At 36.4% G+C, this 21381-nt stretch carries 19 protein-coding genes and 1 riboswitch; all 19 genes read right to left on the reverse strand.

Features of this window, described 5'->3' with window-relative positions; genetic code table 11:
* Positions 1 to 4: 4 nt before the first annotated feature.
* Positions 5 to 1072 carry a BMP family lipoprotein gene (locus EKQ63_RS20200; protein WP_087954510.1) on the reverse strand — a complete coding sequence of 356 codons (1068 nt, stop codon included), beginning with the start codon at positions 1070 to 1072 and terminating at the stop codon, positions 5 to 7.
* A gap of 90 nt (positions 1073 to 1162) precedes the next feature.
* Complete coding sequence (locus tag EKQ63_RS20205) at positions 1163 to 1888, reverse strand: GntR family transcriptional regulator (protein ID WP_000114176.1); 726 nt, start codon at positions 1886 to 1888, stop codon at positions 1163 to 1165.
* 233 nt (positions 1889 to 2121) lie between these two features.
* Positions 2122 to 2223: riboswitch (purine riboswitch) on the reverse strand.
* Between the two features lie 203 nt (positions 2224 to 2426).
* Positions 2427 to 4808: a DNA translocase FtsK gene (locus EKQ63_RS20215; protein WP_087954509.1), complete on the reverse strand. Its 2382-nt coding sequence runs from the start codon at positions 4806 to 4808 to the stop codon at positions 2427 to 2429.
* Positions 4809 to 5018: 210 nt separating this feature from the next.
* Positions 5019 to 5222 (reverse strand): YlzJ-like family protein, encoded by a 204-nt coding sequence (locus EKQ63_RS20220; RefSeq protein WP_087996539.1) that lies wholly within the window; start codon positions 5220 to 5222, stop codon positions 5019 to 5021.
* Positions 5219 to 5968, reverse strand: coding sequence for a translocation-enhancing protein TepA (gene tepA / locus EKQ63_RS20225; RefSeq protein ID WP_087954507.1), 750 nt, complete (start codon positions 5966 to 5968; stop codon positions 5219 to 5221). The genes EKQ63_RS20220 and tepA overlap by 4 nt, the downstream gene beginning before the upstream one ends.
* 103 nt (positions 5969 to 6071) lie before the next feature.
* Complete coding sequence (locus tag EKQ63_RS20230; RefSeq protein ID WP_000823084.1) at positions 6072 to 7742, reverse strand: ribonuclease J; 1671 nt, start codon at positions 7740 to 7742, stop codon at positions 6072 to 6074.
* Between the two features lie 747 nt (positions 7743 to 8489).
* Positions 8490 to 9368 carry a 4-hydroxy-tetrahydrodipicolinate synthase gene (gene dapA / locus EKQ63_RS20240; RefSeq protein WP_087954506.1) on the reverse strand — a complete coding sequence of 293 codons (879 nt, stop codon included), beginning with the start codon at positions 9366 to 9368 and terminating at the stop codon, positions 8490 to 8492.
* An 11-nt stretch (positions 9369 to 9379) separates the two neighbouring features.
* Positions 9380 to 10612: an aspartate kinase gene (gene dapG, locus EKQ63_RS20245; protein ID WP_087954505.1), complete on the reverse strand. Its 1233-nt coding sequence runs from the start codon at positions 10610 to 10612 to the stop codon at positions 9380 to 9382.
* A gap of 23 nt (positions 10613 to 10635) precedes the next feature.
* The gene (asd, locus tag EKQ63_RS20250) at positions 10636 to 11682 is read right to left on the reverse strand and encodes an aspartate-semialdehyde dehydrogenase (RefSeq protein ID WP_000414855.1); all 1047 of its coding nucleotides are present in this window, start codon (positions 11680 to 11682) and stop codon (positions 10636 to 10638) included.
* 150 nt (positions 11683 to 11832) lie between these two features.
* Positions 11833 to 12432, reverse strand: a complete 600-nt coding sequence (gene dpaB, locus EKQ63_RS20255; RefSeq protein WP_001049480.1) for a dipicolinate synthase subunit B — start codon at positions 12430 to 12432, stop codon at positions 11833 to 11835.
* The gene (dpaA, locus tag EKQ63_RS20260; RefSeq protein WP_087954504.1) at positions 12429 to 13331 is read right to left on the reverse strand and encodes a dipicolinic acid synthetase subunit A; all 903 of its coding nucleotides are present in this window, start codon (positions 13329 to 13331) and stop codon (positions 12429 to 12431) included. The genes dpaB and dpaA overlap by 4 nt, the downstream gene beginning before the upstream one ends.
* A 238-nt stretch (positions 13332 to 13569) precedes the next feature.
* Positions 13570 to 13821, reverse strand: a complete 252-nt coding sequence (locus EKQ63_RS20265; RefSeq protein ID WP_001239749.1) for a YlmC/YmxH family sporulation protein — start codon at positions 13819 to 13821, stop codon at positions 13570 to 13572.
* Positions 13822 to 13951: 130 nt separating this feature from the next.
* A complete protein-coding gene (locus EKQ63_RS20270; protein WP_000592994.1) occupies positions 13952 to 15193 on the reverse strand; it encodes a M16 family metallopeptidase in 1242 nt (413 codons plus the stop codon).
* Positions 15194 to 15279: 86 nt separating this feature from the next.
* Positions 15280 to 16179: a polysaccharide deacetylase family protein gene (locus EKQ63_RS20275; protein WP_087954503.1), complete on the reverse strand. Its 900-nt coding sequence runs from the start codon at positions 16177 to 16179 to the stop codon at positions 15280 to 15282.
* Between the two features lie 151 nt (positions 16180 to 16330).
* Positions 16331 to 18469, reverse strand: coding sequence for a polyribonucleotide nucleotidyltransferase (pnp, locus tag EKQ63_RS20280; RefSeq protein ID WP_086421443.1), 2139 nt, complete (start codon positions 18467 to 18469; stop codon positions 16331 to 16333).
* A 160-nt stretch (positions 18470 to 18629) separates the two neighbouring features.
* Positions 18630 to 18899 (reverse strand): 30S ribosomal protein S15, encoded by a 270-nt coding sequence (rpsO, locus tag EKQ63_RS20285; protein WP_001229392.1) that lies wholly within the window; start codon positions 18897 to 18899, stop codon positions 18630 to 18632.
* A gap of 100 nt (positions 18900 to 18999) precedes the next feature.
* Positions 19000 to 19971: a bifunctional riboflavin kinase/FAD synthetase gene (gene ribF, locus EKQ63_RS20290; RefSeq protein ID WP_000766719.1), complete on the reverse strand. Its 972-nt coding sequence runs from the start codon at positions 19969 to 19971 to the stop codon at positions 19000 to 19002.
* Between the two features lie 43 nt (positions 19972 to 20014).
* Entirely contained in the window at positions 20015 to 20938 is a 924-nt protein-coding gene (gene truB / locus EKQ63_RS20295) for a tRNA pseudouridine(55) synthase TruB (RefSeq protein ID WP_061131602.1), read from the reverse strand.
* Between the two features lie 86 nt (positions 20939 to 21024).
* Positions 21025 to 21381, reverse strand: a complete 357-nt coding sequence (gene rbfA / locus EKQ63_RS20300; protein WP_000776443.1) for a 30S ribosome-binding factor RbfA — start codon at positions 21379 to 21381, stop codon at positions 21025 to 21027.

Genomic DNA, 21381 nt, shown 5'->3' on the forward strand with positions numbered 1-21381 from the left:
ATTATTATTTCTTTAGAGAAGCTTCATATGTTTTATATTCTTCGTCAGTTGCAGGGACTTTAATTTCACCGTCAGTGATTTTCTTCTCAAACTCTTCTACTTTTGTTAAGATTTCTGGATTTACTTTTTTCACATTGTCAGTAGTTTTCGCAATACCAACACCGTCATCTTTTAATCCGAATTCTTCTACTTTACCGCCTTTTAATTTACCATCTTTCGCTTCTTGTGCTACTTTTGCTACTGCAATATCAACACGTTTTACCATTGATGTTAAAGTTACGTTTTCAGGCATACCTTCTTGATTTTGGTCACGGTCAACACCGATTACCCAAACGTTTTCACCTTTTTTCTTACGGTTTTTCGCTTCTGTGAATACACCGTTACCAGTTGCACCTGAAGCATGATAAATTACGTCAACTCCACCACCGTACATTGCTGAAGCTAATACAGAGCCTTTTTCTGGTTTATCAAATGCATCAGCATATTGTGATACGATTTCAATATTTGGATTTACTGCTTTTGCACCAGCTTTAAAACCTGATTCAAATTTTGTAATTAATGGGCTTTTTACACCACCAACAAACCCAACTTTATTTGATTTTGTCGTCATCGCTGCTACAGCACCAACTAGGAATGAACCTTCATGGTCTTTAAATGTAATACTTGTTACGTTTGGCTTCTCTACAACTGTATCTACAATCGCAAATTGCTCTTTTGGATATTGTTCAGCTACCTTTGTAATTGATTTTTCCATTAAGTAACCAATACCAAATGTTGTGTTATAATGATCTTTCGCAAATTTCGTTAAATTCGGGATATAATCCGCATCTTTACTAGATTGAAGATAACGATATCCTTCATTTTTCTTTAAGTCGTTGTCTTTACCGAACTTCGTTAAACCTTCCCAAGCTGATTGGTTAAATGATTTGTCATCAACGCCCCCAACATCTGTAACCATACCAACCTTAAACTCTTTTTTGTCGCTACTCGCTTTATCTGAGTTACCACATGCACCTAAAACCGCACTTGCTGCTAATGTTAATGATAATAAAAGACCTGTTTTTTTCTTCATACTAGAAACCCCTCCTGAAATGATTTGTCTATTTTTTTATACACTGCTGTCCCTAACTTCTTGCTGTCACCTCCCTAAAAAGGAACTCACCTACATACGTTTTCTTAATACGTGGAAGCTAAACTTATCAGCTCTAAAGTAATTGATAGAATATAAGATTGGCTCATCATTTTGATCATAGTGCATTTGTTTTAACACTAGCAGTGCCGTTTCCGGTTCACATTCCAAAATCGGTGAAATTTTTGGATGATAGCCAATCGGCTCAATATGAGCAACTGCGTATGTGATACGTTTGTGCGTATTGTTATGTATCACTGTAAGCAATGATTCTTCGTTGTATCCTGATAAATCTGGCAATATCTCTTTTGCAAGTTTATCGATACAATATACAACAGGTTCCCCATCTGCTGTACGCACACGCTCAATCATCACTGCATTAAAACCATCTTCACTATTAAACTTCTCTTTTTCTTCTTCTGTTAAACTTGTTGTAGATGATGATAAAAAGATAGTTCCTGGTGTTTTCCCCACACTAGAAATCATATCTGTAATACTAGAAAGTTGTTCAATCCCAGAAGAAAATAACGGCTTTGCATTTACAAATGTTCCTACACCATGTCTGCGAATGACAACATTTTCTTCTTCTAAAATACGCAGCGCTTCCCTTAAAGTCGCTCTACTTACGCCAAGTTCTTTCGCTAAATCAAACTCTGATGGTAACTTTTGTCTTTCTTTGTAAGCCCCATCTTTAATTTTTTCTTTGATGTGATCAATCACCCGTAAATATAGGTGACGGCTATCGGATTTTACTGACATAAGACTCCCCCGCATTTCAATTATTCGACCTCTGATGTAAGACTTCTTTTCTCTTTTTTCAACTTACAACATAATAAAAATTGCTAAATACTAAAAACAGGCATAATTGTCGAATAAATATTAATAATTTTTTAAGATGAAATTTTCACTCTTTACTGCATAAAAAAAACTTTGCACCATAAACCTTCCTCATTTCGAGAAAAAGTTCGGCACAAAGATCTCTTACATCCTTTGTTACACACTTTTCCCCTCATAGTCTAGCAATTCATGGTTGCCAGGTAGAAACTTATGGACCTTATCTCCAAGATTATATGAGGCAGTGATTCTTTTCGAAGTAATCTTACCACTTGCTCCCATACGTGTCAACAAAATTTAACAATTTTCTACATTAAATATCGAACGTTCACAAAAAACCACACCAAAGTATTCGTATTCTAAAGAATCGCCTTAAATGTAAGCCCTTTCTTTATTGCTGAATATAGTATATAACAAAACCAGCATATAAAAAAGCCTAATTGTAAAAACAATTAGGCTTTTTTTATGAACTTTTTTCTTGTACATCATTAATGAGCACTTCACGTGGTTTACTACCTTCATACGGACCTACTACACCATTCATTTCCATTGCATCAATTAAACGGGCAGCACGTGTATAACCAACTCTAAACCTACGTTGCAACATAGAAACCGATGCTGTTTGCATTTCCACTACGAGCTGAACTGCTTCATCATATAATTCATCTTCTACTTCCTGCTTCGTATCAGGAACATCTTGCGGAATCATATCTTCTTGATATTGCGCTTTTTGTTGACCAATAACATATTCTACAACTCTCTCAACTTCATCATCTGATAAAAACGCACCTTGTACACGTACAGGCTTCGATGCACCAATTGGTATAAATAGCATATCTCCACGACCTAGCAGTTTCTCTGCACCACCGCCGTCAAGAATTGTACGAGAATCTGTTTGAGAAGATACAGCGAATGCAATACGTGATGGAATATTTGCTTTAATAACTCCCGTAATGACATCAACTGACGGACGCTGCGTTGCAATAATTAAATGAATACCGGCAGCACGAGCCATTTGCGCTAGACGCATAATCGCATCCTCTACATCCGATGAAGCAACCATCATTAAATCTGCTAACTCGTCCACAATTACGACAATATAAGGTAATTCGGGTTGTTTCGCTTCTGATTGATTATTATGCTCTTTTATATAGTCATTATATCCTTCAATATTTCGCGTGCCACTATGAGCAAATAATTCATAACGGCGCTCCATTTCACTCACAACTTTTTTCAATGCTTGCGATGCCTTTTTCGGATCCGTTACAACTGGTGTTAACAAATGAGGCACACCGTTATATACATTTAACTCTACCATTTTCGGATCAATCATCATTAATTTTACTTCATGTGGTTTTGCACGCATTAAAATACTAACAATAATACCGTTAATACATACACTTTTCCCGCTACCTGTCGCACCTGCCACTAGTAAATGGGGCATTTTATTTAAACGGGCTAATACAGCTTCACCTGTAATATCTCGTCCAAGACCTATTAACAACTTCTCTTCCGGATGATTGTTAGCTTTAGAATCAAGAACTTCTCTAAGCGTTACCATAGAGACTTCTGAGTTCGGAACTTCAATTCCTACAGCTGATTTCCCGGGAATAGGTGCTTCAATACGAATGTCTTTCGCCGCTAACGCAAGTGCTAAATCATCACTTAAACCGACGATTTTGCTTACCTTTACTCCCATATCAGGATACACTTCATATTTTGTAACTGCAGGACCTCTATGTACTTTTGTTACTTTCGCTTTCACTCCAAAACTTTGGAAAGTACGTTCTAATTTACGAGCATTCTCATAAATTTCCGCATTTTCATTTGTAACTTGCTTATTCTTTGGAAATTTCAATATATCAAGCGCAGGAAGCTTGTAATCTTTATTTTCTACATTTGAAAATTGCATAGGAGGTGCTTGTGTTTCCCCCTCTAGCGATTCAACGATTTTTTCTCCACGCTTTTTCTTCGGCTCTTCAACTGGTGGAGCCTCTTCAATAAACGGTGAAGTGATTAACTCTTCTTGCTCTACTTCAATTCGTTTATCCTCTTCTTCATTTACAGGATAATTCTCAGTGAAATTTGAAATAATCGGAGGATCAATTGAGATGTCTTCCATCGGCTCAATAATTTCTTCTTGTTCTGCAGCACGTTTGCTCCTTGTGCTTCTTGTTGTTTTTTTCTTTTCTGTTTGTTCAGCCGTTCTTTTAGCTCTCCAATCTTTATAGTCCCCTTGCATCACTTGAAATTGACTTCTAAGAATTCTACCAACTGGAGCTAACACTTCTCCAATATGCTTATTTGTTATACAAAGTATACCGAGAATAACTAAAATAATACCAATAATATAAGCTCCTACTTCATCAAATAAGAAGTAACAAGTCGCGAACATAAGTGCACCAAACATGCCACCACCTAAATGAACGCTATCTGGCCCTTTTTTCATTTCAAGAAAGAAATTATCTTTCGTACTTACAATAACAGAAGTATTTTGCACTGCTCCATCTTTCGTAAGAAGGTTAAATAATGTAATATGACTAAACATTAATATCGCCAATACTATTAAATAAAAACCGATTAACCGTTTATTTAAAAGGTTCGGCCATCCACGTTTTATAACGAATGAAACTGATAAAGCTATTACACCTAACACACCAATTATGTACCACTCACCAAAGAAGAAGCGAAAAAATAACACAAACGATTTTCCTACAACGCCTAGCTGTAAAATCGTAATGATTGAAAGTGCAAAAAGAGTTAAACCGACGATTTCATAATACAAAGTTGGCTTTATCGTACGTCTTGCCTTTGCCTTCGTCCCTCTTTGCTTTTGTTTTGCCATTTCTTCACCTCGTGTTCTACATATAAGTAAAACTCCCTAAAAACTCTGCTTATATGTTTGTTTTCTCTATTTTTTCAGGTCTTTATATCTTCTATTTTTACACTTCTTGTAAAATGTTAAATAAACAGAAGAAAGCAGCCCTCTCATGGCTGCTCAACCGTCTTGTTTTTTATATTATACCATAGCTTCTAAACAAAATCCTTCTTTTTGCTAAAAGGTTATTTTCTGTCCCGGCTCAAACTCTAAGTAGTGAAACGGATCCGTACTTAACACGCGTACAATAGAATAACACCCATGTTCTTCTTCTGCAACCATTAATTCAACACCATTTATGTTTACGACTTTTTGACTTTCACATTGCGAATAATCGGCTGGATACACGAGTTGCTCTGGCATAATTGTATATAAAATCATTGTAACATTGCCCCTTCTGCATGATCATCCGCGCGACCATCTATCAATTCGTTTAATTTTCGAATCGCATTTCCGATACCACCGACATCATCTATAAGACCATACTTCACTGCATCTCCACCAATTACATTCGTACCAATATCTCGCGTTAAATTTCCTTTCGCAAACATAAGCTCTTTAAAACGATCTTCCGTTACTTTCGAATGCTTCGTCACAAAGCGAATGACTCTTTCTTGCATTTTATCTAAATACTCAAATGTTTGCGGCACACCTATAACAAGACCTGTTAGACGAATCGGATGAATTGTCATCGTCGCAGTTTCTGCAATAAATGAATAATCCGTAGAGACAGCAATTGGTACACCGATAGAATGCCCTCCGCCCAGAACAAGTGATACCGTTGGTTTTGAAAGCGAAGCTACCATCTCAGAAATTGCTAGTCCAGCTTCAACGTCACCTCCGACCGTGTTTAATATTAAAAGTAAACCTTCAATTTTCGGATTTTGTTCTATCGCAACAATTTGCGGAATAATATGCTCATATTTTGTTGTTTTATTTTGCGGTGGCAACTGAACATGACCTTCCACCTGTCCAATAATTGTTAAACAATGAATACGTGATTCATTCATTTGTGGTACATTCGTTTGTCCAAGCTGTTGAATTTTTTCCACTATTGAAGCTTCTTTTCCGGTTTCTTTCGGTTCAGCCTCTTTCTCTTCATTTGTATAACGATCACGTTCTGTCATATCGCATCCCCTTTCACTCGTATATAACTAGTATTTCTTAAGTTATAAATTTCATTCGATAGAGTTAAAAAAGAAAAAAGATCACCCGTAAAGGTGATCTTTTTTATACTTCCATAATAATCGGTAAAATCATAGGTTTTCTCTTCGTCTCTTCGTACAAGAACTGCCCTAATAATTCACGAATATTTTGTTTTAACATAGACCATTCAATTGAATATTCTTTAATTGATTGCTCAACAATCATACGTACAATCTCTGTAGAGCGATCAATTAACGCTTCTGATTCACGTACATACACAAAACCACGTGAAATGATTTCTGGACCAGATATAATTTTCTTTTCATCTTTACCCAGTGTTACAACAACTACTAATATTCCATCTTGAGATAACATTTTTCTATCTCGAAGAACGATATTACCAACGTCACCTACACCTAATCCGTCAATTAACACATTGCCAGCTTGCACTTTGCCAACTAAGTTCGCTTCATCATCACCAAAAGCAATTACATCGCCTTTTTCTACGATAAAGATATTTTCTCTTGCAATACCTACATCTTCAGCTAAGTATGCATGTGCTTTTTGCATACGGAACTCACCATGTACGGGTACAAAATATTTCGGTTTCATTAAATTTAACATTAATTTTAATTCTTCTTGACTACCGTGACCTGAAACGTGAACTTTTCTTTCACCGTAATAAACAACTTCAGCTCCCGCTCTAAATAACAAGTCAATAATTTTTGATACAGATATTTCATTACCCGGAATTGGAGAAGCCGCAATAATAACCGTATCACCTTTACGAATTGAAATTTGTTTATGAGCTTGCTTCGCCATTCTAGAAAGGGCTGCCATCGGTTCCCCTTGGCTACCTGTCGTTAAAATAGCTACCTTTTTCTCTGGGAAATTGTCTACTTCTTGTAGTGAAATAACCATACCTTCCGGAACATCTAAATAACCAAGACGTCTTGCGATATCTACCACTTTCACCATACTACGTCCTACAACCGCTACTTTTCGTCCTGTTTCAGCAGCTGCATCAAATACTTGTTGAATACGATGTACATTCGATGCAAATGAAGCAACGATAATACGTCCTTCTGCGCCGTAGAACACTTTAGAAATTTCTACACCAACTTCTTTTTCAGAACCTGTATAGCCTGGACGCTCAGCATTTGTACTATCAGATAATAAGCATAGAACGCCTTCATTTCCGATTTGAGCCATTTTCCCAAGGTCTGCTCCACTATTTCCAATTGGAGTTTGATCGAATTTAAAGTCTCCCGTATATACGATCGCACCTTTTGATGTATGGAAACAAACACCAACAGAATCCGGAATACTATGTGTCGTTCCAAAGAATGACACCGTTGTAGTATTAAACTCTACTGTTGAATTTGAATCGATTGTTTTTAAGTCTACACGACCTAACATACCCGCTTCGCCAAGTTTTTCTTGTATAAGTCCTACCGTTAATTTCGTTGCATACACTGGAATTGATAATTTACGAAGTACGTAAACAATACCACCAATATGATCTTCATGACCGTGAGTAATAAATAAACCTTTTACTCGCTCTTGGTTTTCTACTAAATATGTAATATCAGGAATAACGATATCAATTCCAAACATTTCATCTCCCGGGAACATTAACCCTGCATCTACAATAAAGATTTCAGAATCAATTTCAACACAGTACATGTTTTTCCCGATTTCACCTACTCCACCAAGAGCAAATACTTTAACAGACTCATTCTCTTTTCTCTTCATGTTGTTGCCTGGTTTAAAAATCTTTCAAACACTGATTTCACTAAAATTGCAGAGACACCAGGGGAAACTCTACAACCACCATATATTCACCGTCCAAGACGAATGTCCTTACCGTTATGCGATATCATGTCCTTGTTTATTTTTTAAACCAGGTTTCACCTCTCTTTCATTATATAAATCAAATATCTTATTCGATATGATATGAAAATGTAATCAAATTATAATTTTTACCAATTTTGCTAAGCATACCCGTACTAAGCTACTTAGCCATATTATACCTGATACAAGAAATAGAACACAAGTTAAATCGTGCGAAAGAAAAAGTAAAAGAACGGAATTATAACAAAAGTATCAAATGAAGTTCTTCGATTTTATACTACCTATTATTTTGAAGAAATAGCCATACATACGTTAAATTCATTTCATAATATGGCGTTTCAAGACCTAATTTTCTAAAATTGAACAAAAATACTTATAAAATGGAGTTTTTTTATGAATTACGTCACATTTAAGGGGATTTCTCCGAAAAACAGAAGCGGTGGTTTATTACGTTTGTACAAATGTTGACTCTATAATCACTTTCGTTTTTGATTCATTTTAAGAGAGACGATTATTTTCTTATACATGTTGTAATTCATAATGAAGAAACGGTTAATGATCTAATAAGAACACATATAGGTGAGAAAAGAGAAGAAAAGACTTTCATCCTATAAAAAATGACCTAGTTCTACACTAGGTCATTTTTTATTAACGAGGGATAGATTGCATAACAGATTGTAACGTTACTCTTTCTTCTTCTGTTAACGGAAGAAGTGGTAAACGTACAGAACCTACGTCTAATCCAACCATTTGTAATGCTGTTTTTACTGGTGTTGGGCTTGGCGCCATAAATAATGAATCCGTTACTCTTACAAGTAATTGATGTAATTTTTGCGCCTTCTTAAATTCACCTGCTTGGAATGCTGCAATCATTTCTTGCATTTCATTTCCGATAACATGAGATGCTACAGAAACGATACCTTTCGCTCCAACTGCCATAGCTGGTAACGTTAAACCGTCATCACCGCTGTATACTGCGAAGTCGTCCGCTGTTTTTTCAATGATTTCTGTCATTGTTAACACATCGCCGCCTGCATCTTTAATCGCAACAATGTTTTCTATTTCTGATAAACGAACAACTGTATCAACGGAGATTTGTACAATAGATCGTCCCGGAACGTTATATAGCATAACCGGAAGCGGCGTGCTTTCAGCAATTGCTTTAAAGTGCTGATACATTCCTTCTTGACTCGGTTTGTTATAATACGGCGCTACTAGCATTACTGCATCAACACCAACCTCTGTTGCTTTTTTCGTTAAGTCAATAGAAGCATGCGTATTATTGCTACCTGTTCCAGCGATTACGGGCACCCTTTTATCGACAACAGATACGACATGGCGATATAACGCTACTTTTTCTTCTGAAGTTAATGTAGGAGATTCTCCTGTCGTTCCTCCTACCACGATTGCTGTTGTACCGTTATCAATTAAAAAATTTACCAATTTCGTTGTCTTTGCAAAATCGATATTGCCGTTTATATCAAACGGTGTTACCATCGCGGTTGCAATTGTCCCAAAATCTATCATGGTCTCACTCCTTATTGTTCCAGTTGCTTTTCTTTTGAAAGCTCAAACGCACTATGTAATGCATTTACAGCCTCCACTAAATCAGTTTCTTTTACAAGAACCCAAATTGTCGTATGGCTATCTGCTGATTGCAGAATTTGAATACCTTTTTCAGCTAAAGCTGTAACGATTTTCGCAGTAACCCCTGGGTATCCTGCCATTCCAGCTCCTACAATAGATACTTTCGCACAATGCTCTGTCACAATTGGCTCATATCCAAGGTTCTGTAATAATTCAACTGCACGATTTGATACATTATCACTCACCGTATAAGCTACCCCAGTAGGTGAAATGTTAATTAAATCGACACTGATTCCTTCATTCGCCATTTCTTTAAACACATGCTGCTGCAAATCATATGCTGTTTCTTTTGCAAGCACTTTAATTTGCGTCACATTTGGCACATGAGCGATACCTGTAACAGGACGTTCTTCTACATCTCGGCCTTTTGTAGCACCGTCCGATGCTGAAATAAGCGTACCTTCACTATCAGAATACGTAGAACGTACACGAAGTGGCACTTTCGCATGCATCGCAATCTCAACTGCACGTGGATGAACGACTTTTGCACCTTGGTAAGCCATGTTACAAATTTCATTGTACGTTACAGTTTGAAGATGACGTGCATCTTTTACAATGCGAGGATCCGCAGTCATCACACCTTCTACATCTGTGAAGATATCGATGTATTCAGCATGAAGCGCAACACCTAATGCAGAAGCTGACGTATCGCTACCTCCGCGTCCAAGTGTTGTCGTATCACCTTTTTTCGTTTGCCCTTGGAATCCTGTAACGACGATTACATCTACATTTTCTAGCTCTTCATGTATACGATCGCAATTCATTTCAATAATCTTAGCATTTGTAAAATCATCATTTGTTACAAACCCAGCTTGTGCACCATTTAATGCAGCTGCTTTTATACCATTCTCATTTAACATATTAGAGAAGACGATTGCTGAGATTAATTCTCCGCATGATAATAATAAATCTTGCTCACGATTAGAAATGTGAGATTCCTCTTGATTTACAAGACTTAACAGCGTATCAGTTGCATATGGTTCACCTTTACGACCCATAGCAGATACGACAGTTACTACTTTATAACCCGCATCTAGCGATTTTTTTATATGATGAAGCGCATGCTTACGTCCATTTTCATCACGTACAGATGTGCCACCAAATTTTTGAACAATAATTTTCATATTTTGCACCTTCTCTTAGCCGTTTACACTAATTGTAATTTTACTAAGCGCTCTGCAATTTGAACAGAATTCCATGCGGCGCCTTTTAATAAGTTATCAGATACGACCCAAAGATGGAATCCTTTATCGTTATTTAAATCTTTACGAATTCTTCCAACGAATACTTCGTTTTTACCTACTGCAGTAGCTGGCATTGGATATAATTGCTCTTCTGGGTTATCTTGCAGAACGATACCTTCCGCATTTGCAAGTAAGTTCTTTAATTCTTCTACTGTTACGCCTTCTTTTTCTACTTCAATGTAAACAGACTCAGAGTGACCTGATACAACTGGTAAACGTACACATGTTGCCGCTACTTCTAGCTCTGGCATATGCATAATTTTTTTCGTTTCATTAATCATTTTCATTTCTTCAAACGTAAATCCATTATCTTGGAACTTATCAATCTGTGGAATTGCGTTGAAAGCAATTTGGAAATGTTTCTTATCACCTGATACAGGTAAAACATTCGCCTTTACTTCTTCACCATTTAAGATTGCTTGTGATTGTTCATGAAGTTCTTCAATCGCTGCCGCACCAGCACCTGATACAGCTTGATATGTGGAAACGATTACTCGTTTTAAACCATATTGCTGACGAACTGGCTCAAGAGCTACTACCATTTGAATTGTAGAACAGTTTGGATTTGCAATAATACCATTATGTTCTTTTAAGTCGTTTTCATTTACTTCAGGTACAACAAGTGGCACGTTTTCTGTCATACGGAATGCACTTGTATTATCAACAACAATCGCACCGCGCTTTGCTGCTTCTGGCGCTAATTGTTTTGATACAGATCCACCAGCACTAAATAGTGCGATATCTACTCCTTCAAAACTTTCAGGAGTTGCCTCTTGAACTGTAAATTCTTCGCCTTTAAATACAAGTTTCTTACCTGCAGATCGTTTAGATGAAAGTAACGTTAACTTCCCGATTGGAAATTCTCGTTTCTCTAAAGTATTTAACATTTGTTCACCAACTGCGCCGGTTGCTCCAACTACAGCGACATGAAAAGTTTTTTGCTTTTCCATCACTATGCCCCTTTCTAGATACCAATCCTTCTATAACTTAGAATGAGAAGGAGTATACAATACCCCTTCTAATCTTAATAACGTTAATTTTATCATATTCTACAGTAAGAATGATGGTTTCATCGAAAATTGTCCGTTTTTTTTCGTTTTTTAATTCATATATCTGAATTTTTCTACGACAACCGGTTGCAATTGCTTCCCTTGCAGCGCTTCTAATACTGTATCTTCCAGTAACTCCATGCGAGCTACCATTGAATTTGGTTTTTTCTCTGGTGCATCTTGACCGAATGGGACGAAGTAGATGTTTTTTGTTGCCATTAGGCGCATGAGGTTGACGCCATTAAGCCCTAAAGCATCATTCGTCGAAACAGCCAACACAACTGGCTTGCCATTTCTTAGCGTCGCTTTCGCTGCCATTAATACCGGAGAGTCTGTCATTGCATTTGCAAATTTACTCATAGAATTGCCAGTTAGCGGTGCAATTACCATACAATCTAGCGGAATTTTAGGTCCTAGTGGTTCTGCGCCAACGATTGAATTAATCGCTTTAAAACCTGTTACTTCTTCAATCTTTTTAATCCATTCTGCCCCTTCGCCAAATCTCGTATTTGTTGATTGAACAGTGTAAGAAACAACTGGACGCACTTCAGCTCCCTCAGCAATTAACTTTTCTAAATGAGGCATTACTTCTTCGTACGTACAATGTGAACCCGTAAAACCAAACCCTATTCTTTTCCCTTTTAAATTCATTCCCCATTCTCCTTTCTTGCGATTACATCTTCTGCTAATAGCTGAGAAAGAACGTTCGCTAAAATTTGTCCTGCTGTTTTTGGAGCAACAATACCTGGTAATCCAGGTGCTAACAGCGCTTTGACTCCTCTTTTTTCCGCATATCTAAAGTCGGTACCGCCTGGTTTAGAAGCTAAATCAATTACTAACGTATGAGCCGGCATTTTTGAAATGACATTTGCTGTCACAACGAGATGCGGAATTGTATTAATGACAATATCGATATTCCCTACTTCTTTCTCAATGTTCTGCATATGAAAAGGAGAAAACATCATTTCTGTAATACGTGCAATATGTTCCGATCGTCTTGCTCCAACTTTGACATGGGCTCCTAATGATTGAAATGCTCTGGCAACGCTCATCCCTGTTCTACCAAATCCTAAAACCATTACATTAGAACCATGAATTGTATAGTCGGTATGTTGAATTACCATCATTAATGTACCTTCTACAGTTGGAATAGAATTGTAGATTGCCACATCATCACGATCAAATAATTTAATTAGTTTACGGTTTGTAGTAGATACGAGATTTTCCAAGTAAGGCGTACCAATACCTGAATATATAGTAAAATGTTCTGGTGTATTTTCAATTTGTTCTTTCGTTATAGAAACTTTTTCGTTTGAAAAAATAGTATCTACTTCTCCCTTGGGATTTGTACCTGCAACTGGCAAAATAATTGCATCTACAGAAGTGAAATCTAAATTTTGTATACTTTCTTTTGCTGCCCCTGTGAAGCCATGGTCTAACTGATCAAACCCTATCAATGAAAGTTTCGCATCCAATTCAACGAGCTTGCGAATTACTTCTAGCTGTCTTGCATCTCCTCCTATGACAGCAATATGCATCTCAGTCAACATTCCCTAATTCACCTTCTTTTTCTGTCATTTATAAGAAAAGTGCCTACTTTTTCTTTTTCCTCCACATCATATGTAATGTACGAGTTTTAGGTGATTGAAAAACAAAAAGCACCTATCATGTATCCCGCTATTTGTATGCAGGAAGGCTCCCTCCTCGAATTCAGTATAGGAGAAGACATTATGTTGGATTTTGCTTTAAGTAAAACGAACAAAAAAAGATGACCAAAATGGCCATCTTTCACTTCGAATTTGAACGATCTGTAATATCACAAAGAATCATATCATGCCCCACTTTTTTAATTTGCCTCCATGCTACTCTTATTTCTTGTGGTTCCTTTTTGAAACCTCCCCATTTCCCAGCAGGTATAATAAGAGCCTGTATTTGTCCATCCTTTTCATCAATCTCTAAATCGACATACCCTAAAACCCCCATTTTTTCTGCTCTTTCTAAATTTACAATCTCTTTCCCACTTAATTCACTTAATCGCATACACTCTCCCCCTAACGAAATTATGAATGTAAGTTATCTATAATTAGTACCTATTCTGTATATCTAAAAAAAATAACCGTATCTCGTTTAAACGAGATACGGTTATTTTTACATACTTCATATAAAGCAATTATAGTTTTATTCCTTTTGGAAGTTTTCCATCTGGACTAATTAATGCAGCAGAGAATTCATCTGTAAACATGTTACGAATTAACTCATCAACATTTTCTTTCGTTACAGTGTTTACACTTTCAATAATCTCATCAAGTGAACGATGCTTACGAAGTAGCAATTCATTTTTACCATTACGGCTCATACGGCTATTCGTACTTTCTAAACTTAACATTAAGTTTCCTTTTAATTGTTCTTTACTATTCATAAGCTCTTTTTCTGTAATACCTGTATTTTTCAATGTTTCTAATGTTTCTTGCATTGTTTCATACAGTGTATCTAATTGTTGGCTACCTGTTCCACCGTACAGTGTTAACATACCTGTATCTTCATAAGAAGAATGGTAAGAAAATACTGAGTAAGCTAACCCGCGTTGCTCACGTACTTCTTGGAATAAACGGCTACTCATACTACCGCCTAAAACGTTATTTAATACAATTAAGTTATAAATATCTTCGTGTCCCATTTGTAAGCCTTTATATCCTAGACATAAATGAGCTTGTTCTGTTTCCTTTTTACGTGCTACCTTATTAAAATGGAAAATTGGGCTATGTACTTGTTCACGGTTTGTCGTTCCTTCATAACTACCGAAATATTGCTCTACCGTTTGTAAAAAGGCTTCATCAATATTTCCTGCAATTGATACAACTACATTTTCAGGTGTGTAATGATCCTTAATATATTGGCGTAGCGTATCACCTGTAAACGTATTAAGCGTTTCTTCTGTTCCTAAAATAGGATATCCAAGCGGATGCGTTTCATATGTTGCTTTCGTTAACATATCATGCACAATATCATCTGGAGCATCTTCGTACATTTTAATTTCTTCACATACGACATTCTTCTCTTTTTTCAGTTCTTCTTCATCAAATGTTGAATTAAAGAACATATCTGCTAATACATCTAAAGCATATTTAGCATGCTCATCTAGTACTTTTGCATAGTAACAAGTGTATTCTTTTGAAGTAAAAGCATTCACTTGCCCACCAATGCTATCAAATGATTCTGCAATTTCGCGTGCACTACGTGTTTCTGTCCCTTTAAAGAACATATGCTCTAAAAAGTGAGAAATCCCGTTATTTTTTTCATTTTCATTTCTTGATCCTGCATGGATCCAAATACCAATCGCAACCGATCTTACAGTTGGTATATTCTCCATAACTATTCTTACACCATTTTTACAAGTATATTTTTTAATCAAAAACTTTCCTCCTACTGCCAGTTTCTCTAAATAAGTGCTATTATTTAATGATAACAAGTTTAAGGATGAATGTCATGCAAATGTATTTAATCTACACGTTTTTCATCTAGTAATTCTGTTATATTCCCTACTTTATATCCTTGTTCCTTCAATTTCGTAATCATTGTATCTAATGCTTCTGTTGTGGACGAAGTAGGATGCATTAATACGATAGCACCTGGATGTATTTTTCTCATGACTCTCTGCAGTAGTACATCTGGCTCAGGTCGCTTCCAATCAATTGTATCGACAGTCCACATAATCGTTCCCATTTGAAAATCATCTGCAATTTTCACGACTTCATCCCGAAAACTTCCACTCGGCGGTGCAAACCATCTTACCTTTTGATTCGTAGCTGCTTCGATCATTCGATTTGTTTTTTGTAACTGATCTCTTATTTCATCAGACGATAACGTTTTCATATTAGGGTGTGTGTAAGAATGATTTCCGACTTCTTGCTTTGCATCGACAATCATTTTTGCAAATCGTAAATTTTCTTTCACCCAACGTCCTTCTAAAAAGAAAGTCGCCTTTACATCATGTTTTTTCAATATTTCTAATATACGAGGCAAATATTCATTTCCCCATGCCACATTTATTGTTAATCCTACCATCTTTTTATTGGGATGCCCTCTGTAAATTGGTGCTGGTGATAAATCTTCTAAGTGGACACTCGGCGATACTTCCTTAAATTCAAGATGTTTTTGATCAAATTTCTTTAACTTCTTCATATTGTTATAGGATGCTTCCATATCAACTTGTCTTCCATTATATCCTGGTGTTGCTTTCCATATCTTATCAATCATCGCATTTTGCGGTGCAATCTCATATTGTTTTGCATGCTTTTGAATTTCTTCATATAAGTTATCCTGTGCAAAAACGGAATAAGAGCCTACACTGATATATAAAAAGAATATACATATGTATGCCAGTATACGAGCTTTCATATAAACCCTCCCATTAACTATATAAAAACCATTTTTCTTCTTATCTTTGTTAATTTGAGCGTTATAATGAAAACTATACCTATGCTGACATAAAAATATATGTAAATCATATTTTTACATAACAAAAAAAGCCAGTTAAACTGGCTTTTACTTATTGCTGCTCTTGTTTGTTTTCTTCTTTAGCAGCTTCTTTTTCTTGCTCTTCTTTTAGCAATACTTTTCTAGATAAATTCACGCGACCTTGCTTATCAATCTCGATAACTTTAACTGTAATTACATCACCGATTTTCACAACATCTTCTACTTTACCTACACGCTCAAGTGCAAGTTCAGAAATGTGAACTAATCCATCTTTACCGCTGAATAATTCAACGAAAGCACCGAATTTCTCAACACGTTTCACTTTTCCTTCGTAGATTTCACCTACTTGTACTTCGCGAACGATATCCTCGATAATTTTCTTAGCTTTGTCGTTCATTTCTTGATTTATCGAAGAAATGAATACTGTACCATCTTGTTCGATGTCAATTTTAACGCCAGTTTCTTCAATAATTTTATTGATTTGTTTACCGCTTGGTCCGATAACGTCACGGATTTTATCTGGGTTAATTGTCATTGTAATAATCTTTGGAGCGTACGCTGATAATTCAGTGCGTGGCTCTGCAATAACAGATAACATATGATTTAGAATGTGCACACGACCAACTTTTGCTTGTTGTAATGCCTCTTCTAAAATTTCACGAGATAGACCATCGATTTTAATGTCCATTTGTAATGCAGTTACACCATGTGCTGTACCTGCTACTTTAAAGTCCATATCACCTAAATGATCTTCCATACCTTGAATATCAGATAAAATTGTGTAATGCTCACCAGTTTTAACTAGCCCCATTGCAATACCTGCAACTGGAGCCTTTAGTGGAACACCAGCATCCATCATTGCTAAAGTACTACCACAAATACTTGCTTGTGAAGTAGAACCATTTGATTCTAATACTTCAGATACAAGACGTACTGTGTATGGGAAATCTTTTTCAGACGGAATTACAGGCTCAAGAGCACGCTCTCCTAGTGCACCGTGACCAATTTCACGACGACCTGGTCCACGCATTGGTCTTGTTTCACCAACACTAAATGATGGGAAATTGTAATGGTGCATAAAGCGTTTTGATTCTTCTACACCAAGGCCATCTAAAATTTGCACATCGCCTAATGCACCTAATGTACAAATACTTAATGCTTGTGTTTGTCCACGTGTGAATAAACCAGAACCGTGTGTACGAGATAAAATGCCAACCTCTGATGCTAATGGACGGATTTCGTCACCTTTACGGCCATCTGGGCGGATTTTCTCAACTGTAATAAGACGACGTACTTCTTCTTTTACAATTTTATATAAAATCTCATTTACTTGTCCTAATGTATCAGCGTCAACTTCCTGCGCTTCGTAATGCTCAATTACACGCTTTTTCACTTCGTTAATTGCATCTTCACGTGCATGTTTCTCATGTACTTGAATTGCAGAATGCATATCCTTTTCAGCCATTTCACGTACAGCTTGGTTAAGATCAGCGTCAACTTCATAAAGTTTCACTTCTGATTTCTCTTTACCTACAGCTTGTACAATCTCTTCTTGGAATGCAATTAGACGTTTAATTTCGTCATGTCCAAACATAATTGCTTCTAACATTGTTTCTTCAGGCACTTGATCTGCTCCTGCTTCAACCATGTTAATTGCATCTTTCGTACCAGCTACAACAAGGTGAATATCACTTTGTTCTTGCTGTTCTACTGTTGGGTTGATAACGAATTCGCCGTTAATACGACCAACTGTTGCACCAGCGATTGGACCTTCAAATGGAATGTCTGAAATCGATAACGCTAATGAAGAACCAAGCATAGCTGCCATTTCAGAAGAACAATCTTGATCAACACTCATTACGATGCTGACAACTTGTACTTCGTTACGGAAACCATCAGCAAAAAGTGGACGAATTGGACGGTCGATTAAACGACTTGCCAAAATTGCTTTTTCACTTGGACGACCTTCACGTTTAATGAAACCGCCAGGAATTTTTCCGACTGCATATAAACGCTCTTCATAGTTTACTGTAAGTGGGAAGAAATCTACATTTTTTGCTTCTTTTGATGCAGTTGCTGTAGATAGAACCGCTGTATCGCCATATCTTACTAATACTGCTCCGTTCGCTTGCTTTGCAAGCTGACCTGTTTCAACTGTTAGCTGGCGACCAGCTAAATCTATCGAGAAGACTTGCTTTTCTTGACTCATTTAAGTACCCCTCTCAATTTAAAGTATTCAATTCTTCTATGTAAATGGATAGTATATCACAATATTCTACCTCTAGTATTACCGAAAATGAAGTAAGCTATAAAGAGTAGAAGATATATTTTTACCTAACAAAAAAGCGGGAATATTCCCGCTTCTTTGACTATCGACGTAAGCCAAGCTTTGTGATTAATTCACGGTAACGTGTGATATCGCTATTACGAAGGTAAGTTAGTAAGTTACGACGTTTACCAACCATCTTTAATAGACCACGACGTGAATGATGATCTTTCTTGTGAGTACGTAAGTGCTCGTTTAGAGTGTTAATTTGCTCCGTTAGGACAGCAATTTGAACCTCTGGAGAACCAGTATCAGTCTCATGAGTTCTAAATTGTGCAATGATTTCATTTTTACGCTCTTGTGTTAAAGCCATCCTATTTCACCTCCTATTAATTAAACCCCCGATTACCTAGCAAGCGTCGGTGAGTCGCAATGCCAAGCAATGGTTGTCATAAAGTACATAACATAGAATACTACTTTTCATTTGAAAAAGCAAGTATATTCTTTTCGTTCGCAAAATATTCTTGTGCTGTTTTCTTATCTTTTGCGATTTGTTCAACTAACTCATCGATGCCATTGAATTTCTTCTCTTCTCTTATACGCATATGCCACTCTACTGTAACATTTTGATCATATATGTCTTTGTTAAATTCAAATAAGTGCACTTCAATGGATAGTTGGCGCTCATCTTCTTTAAAAGTTGGTTTATATCCAATATTACATACACCATCGTACCATTCATCGTGAACTTGTAATCTCACTGCATAAACACCTACAGGTGGTAATAGATACTCATCACTTAAACCTACATTAGCTGTTGGGAAACCAATTTGACGTCCACGTTTATCACCGTGTACAACCGTTCCCGCTACTGTATATGCTCTACCTAAAATAGATGGAATTTGCTCCATTTCGCCATTTCGAATTAACTTTCGTAATGCTGTAGAACTTACTTTCTCTTCTTGAAATTCAACTTTTTCAATCACAGTCTGTGTAAACTCCCCTCTTGCATGAAATGGTAAAGTCTCCATCTTTCCTTTTCCTAAACGTCCATATGAATAATCAAATCCTGCTACTACATGCTTTACATTTAAACCAATAATATAATCATCTACAAATTGTTGTGGCAATAAGCCTGCAAATGATTCATCAAATTTAACAACATATAATATATCGATACCTAAACTCTCGACTATTTTTTCTTTATCACACATTGGTGTAATATACTCGGCATGCGCTTCTTTTTTACCTAAAACAACAGATGGATGCGGATAAAATGTCATCACTGCACTTTTATATCCTCGTTCATCCGCTATTTGTTTCGCAGTTCGAATCACACATTGATGTCCTAAATGAATGCCATCAAAAAATCCTAATGCCATTACAGTAGGTGGTAATTCTAATTTATTTTGTTCATGTGGATGAGTTAAATGAATAAGTTTCACGCTTGAATTCACCTTTTTCTGTAATAATCCTTCCAATAATTCATTATAGCTTTAGTTCTTGATTATTCACAAGTACTTTCATCGGCTTTAGCATACCAGGGTGTTTTGGATGGTGCTCATAAATTGCAAGGCAACGATCGTTTTTATCAAACACTGTTATAAATGGCGCCGTTATTTGCAATTCATTTTTTAAGAACATACCATTTTTTATTTTTTCTGCTTGCTTTTCATCTACAACCATTTTCGGGAACTTACTTAATGCTTCATCAATTGAAATGAAGATAGACTCTACTGTTCCATTTTGCACGTTTTCTTCAATTTCTTCAAATGATATGCAATCTTCTAATAAAAATTCACCAGAAGCCGTTCTTACAAGGTGAGACATATGTGATGGAAAACCAAGTTTTTCACCAATCATTACCGCTAATGTTCTTACATATGTTCCTTTACTACAAGTTACACGGAAACGGAATGAAATATTTTCTCCTTCAAACACTTCACGGTCATCTAATAATACAAATTCATGAATTGTAATTGTACGAACTGGACGTTCAACCTCTTGTCCTGCTCTTGCATATTCATATAATTTTTTCCCGTTAACTTTTACAGCCGAAAACATCGGAGGCATTTGCTCAATCGTACCTGTTAATGCCGCAAGAACCTCTTCCACTTCTTTACGAGTAATAACACGATCTACATGTTTCGTTTCCACAACTTCACCAGAAGCATCTTCAGTTGTTGTTGAAAATCCTAATGTCACTTCGCCTTCATATGTTTTCGTTTCACTTGTTAAAAATTGTGCAATCTTTGTTGCTCGTCCAACACAAATAGGCAATACTCCTGTTACATCCGGATCTAATGTTCCCGTATGACCAATTCGTTTTTCACGCAATATCTTTCTTAATTTAAATACACAATCGTGTGATGTCATGCCTTTTGGCTTATGTAATAATACTACACCTTCCATATATGTTCACCTCATCGTAATTCTTTCATAATCATTACCTAAAACTTATTTTACATTGAAAAAATGGATAGACAAATGTCTATCCATTATTCTTCACGTTTACCTTCTTTATTAATTTCATGTAAAAGTGTATCAATTCGATGACCATATCCGATAGATTCATCAAATTCAAAGGAAATTTCAGGCGTTTTACGAAGACGAATACGTTGGCCAATTTCTGAACGAATGAAGCCTTTTGCCTTCGCTAAACCTTTTAGTGTACTTTCTTTCTGTTCTTCATCACCTAAAACAGAAATATACACTGTAGCAATTTGTAAATCTCCACTCACTTGTACATCTGTTACAGTAACAAATCCGACACGTGGATCTTTAATTTTACGACTGATGATGTCGCCTAATTCTTTTTTCATTTGCTCGCCTACACGGTTTGCACGTAATTTCAT

The organism is Bacillus sp. BD59S (assembly GCF_007363175.1).
GTDB lineage: Bacteria > Bacillota > Bacilli > Bacillales > Bacillaceae_G > Bacillus_A > Bacillus_A pacificus.

Excerpts from the sequence above, each read along its gene's own strand:
- EKQ63_RS20200 (WP_087954510.1), bottom strand. The coding sequence starts at position 1,072 with ATGAAGAAAAAAACAGGTCTTTTATTATCATTAACATTAGCAGCAAGT.
- EKQ63_RS20205 (WP_000114176.1), bottom strand. The coding sequence starts at position 1,888 with ATGTCAGTAAAATCCGATAGCCGTCACCTATATTTACGGGTGATTGAT.
- EKQ63_RS20215 (WP_087954509.1), bottom strand. The coding sequence starts at position 4,808 with ATGGCAAAACAAAAGCAAAGAGGGACGAAGGCAAAGGCAAGACGTACG.
- EKQ63_RS20220 (WP_087996539.1), bottom strand. The coding sequence starts at position 5,222 with ATGATTTTATATACAATTATGCCAGAGCAACTCGTGTATCCAGCCGAT.
- tepA (WP_087954507.1), bottom strand. The coding sequence starts at position 5,968 with ATGACAGAACGTGATCGTTATACAAATGAAGAGAAAGAGGCTGAACCG.
- EKQ63_RS20230 (WP_000823084.1), bottom strand. The coding sequence starts at position 7,742 with ATGAAGAGAAAAGAGAATGAGTCTGTTAAAGTATTTGCTCTTGGTGGA.
- dapA (WP_087954506.1), bottom strand. The coding sequence starts at position 9,368 with ATGATAGATTTTGGGACAATTGCAACCGCGATGGTAACACCGTTTGAT.
- dapG (WP_087954505.1), bottom strand. The coding sequence starts at position 10,612 with ATGAAAATTATTGTTCAAAAATTTGGTGGCACATCTGTACGTGATGAA.
- asd (WP_000414855.1), bottom strand. The coding sequence starts at position 11,682 with ATGGAAAAGCAAAAAACTTTTCATGTCGCTGTAGTTGGAGCAACCGGC.
- dpaB (WP_001049480.1), bottom strand. The coding sequence starts at position 12,432 with ATGAATTTAAAAGGGAAAAGAATAGGGTTTGGTTTTACGGGTTCACAT.
- dpaA (WP_087954504.1), bottom strand. The coding sequence starts at position 13,331 with ATGTTGACTGAGATGCATATTGCTGTCATAGGAGGAGATGCAAGACAG.
- EKQ63_RS20265 (WP_001239749.1), bottom strand. The coding sequence starts at position 13,821 with ATGCGATTAAGTGAATTAAGTGGGAAAGAGATTGTAAATTTAGAAAGA.
- EKQ63_RS20275 (WP_087954503.1), bottom strand. The coding sequence starts at position 16,179 with ATGAAAGCTCGTATACTGGCATACATATGTATATTCTTTTTATATATC.
- pnp (WP_086421443.1), bottom strand. The coding sequence starts at position 18,469 with ATGAGTCAAGAAAAGCAAGTCTTCTCGATAGATTTAGCTGGTCGCCAG.
- rpsO (WP_001229392.1), bottom strand. The coding sequence starts at position 18,899 with ATGGCTTTAACACAAGAGCGTAAAAATGAAATCATTGCACAATTTAGA.
- truB (WP_061131602.1), bottom strand. The coding sequence starts at position 20,938 with ATGGAAGGTGTAGTATTATTACATAAGCCAAAAGGCATGACATCACAC.
- rbfA (WP_000776443.1), bottom strand. The coding sequence starts at position 21,381 with ATGAAATTACGTGCAAACCGTGTAGGCGAGCAAATGAAAAAAGAATTA.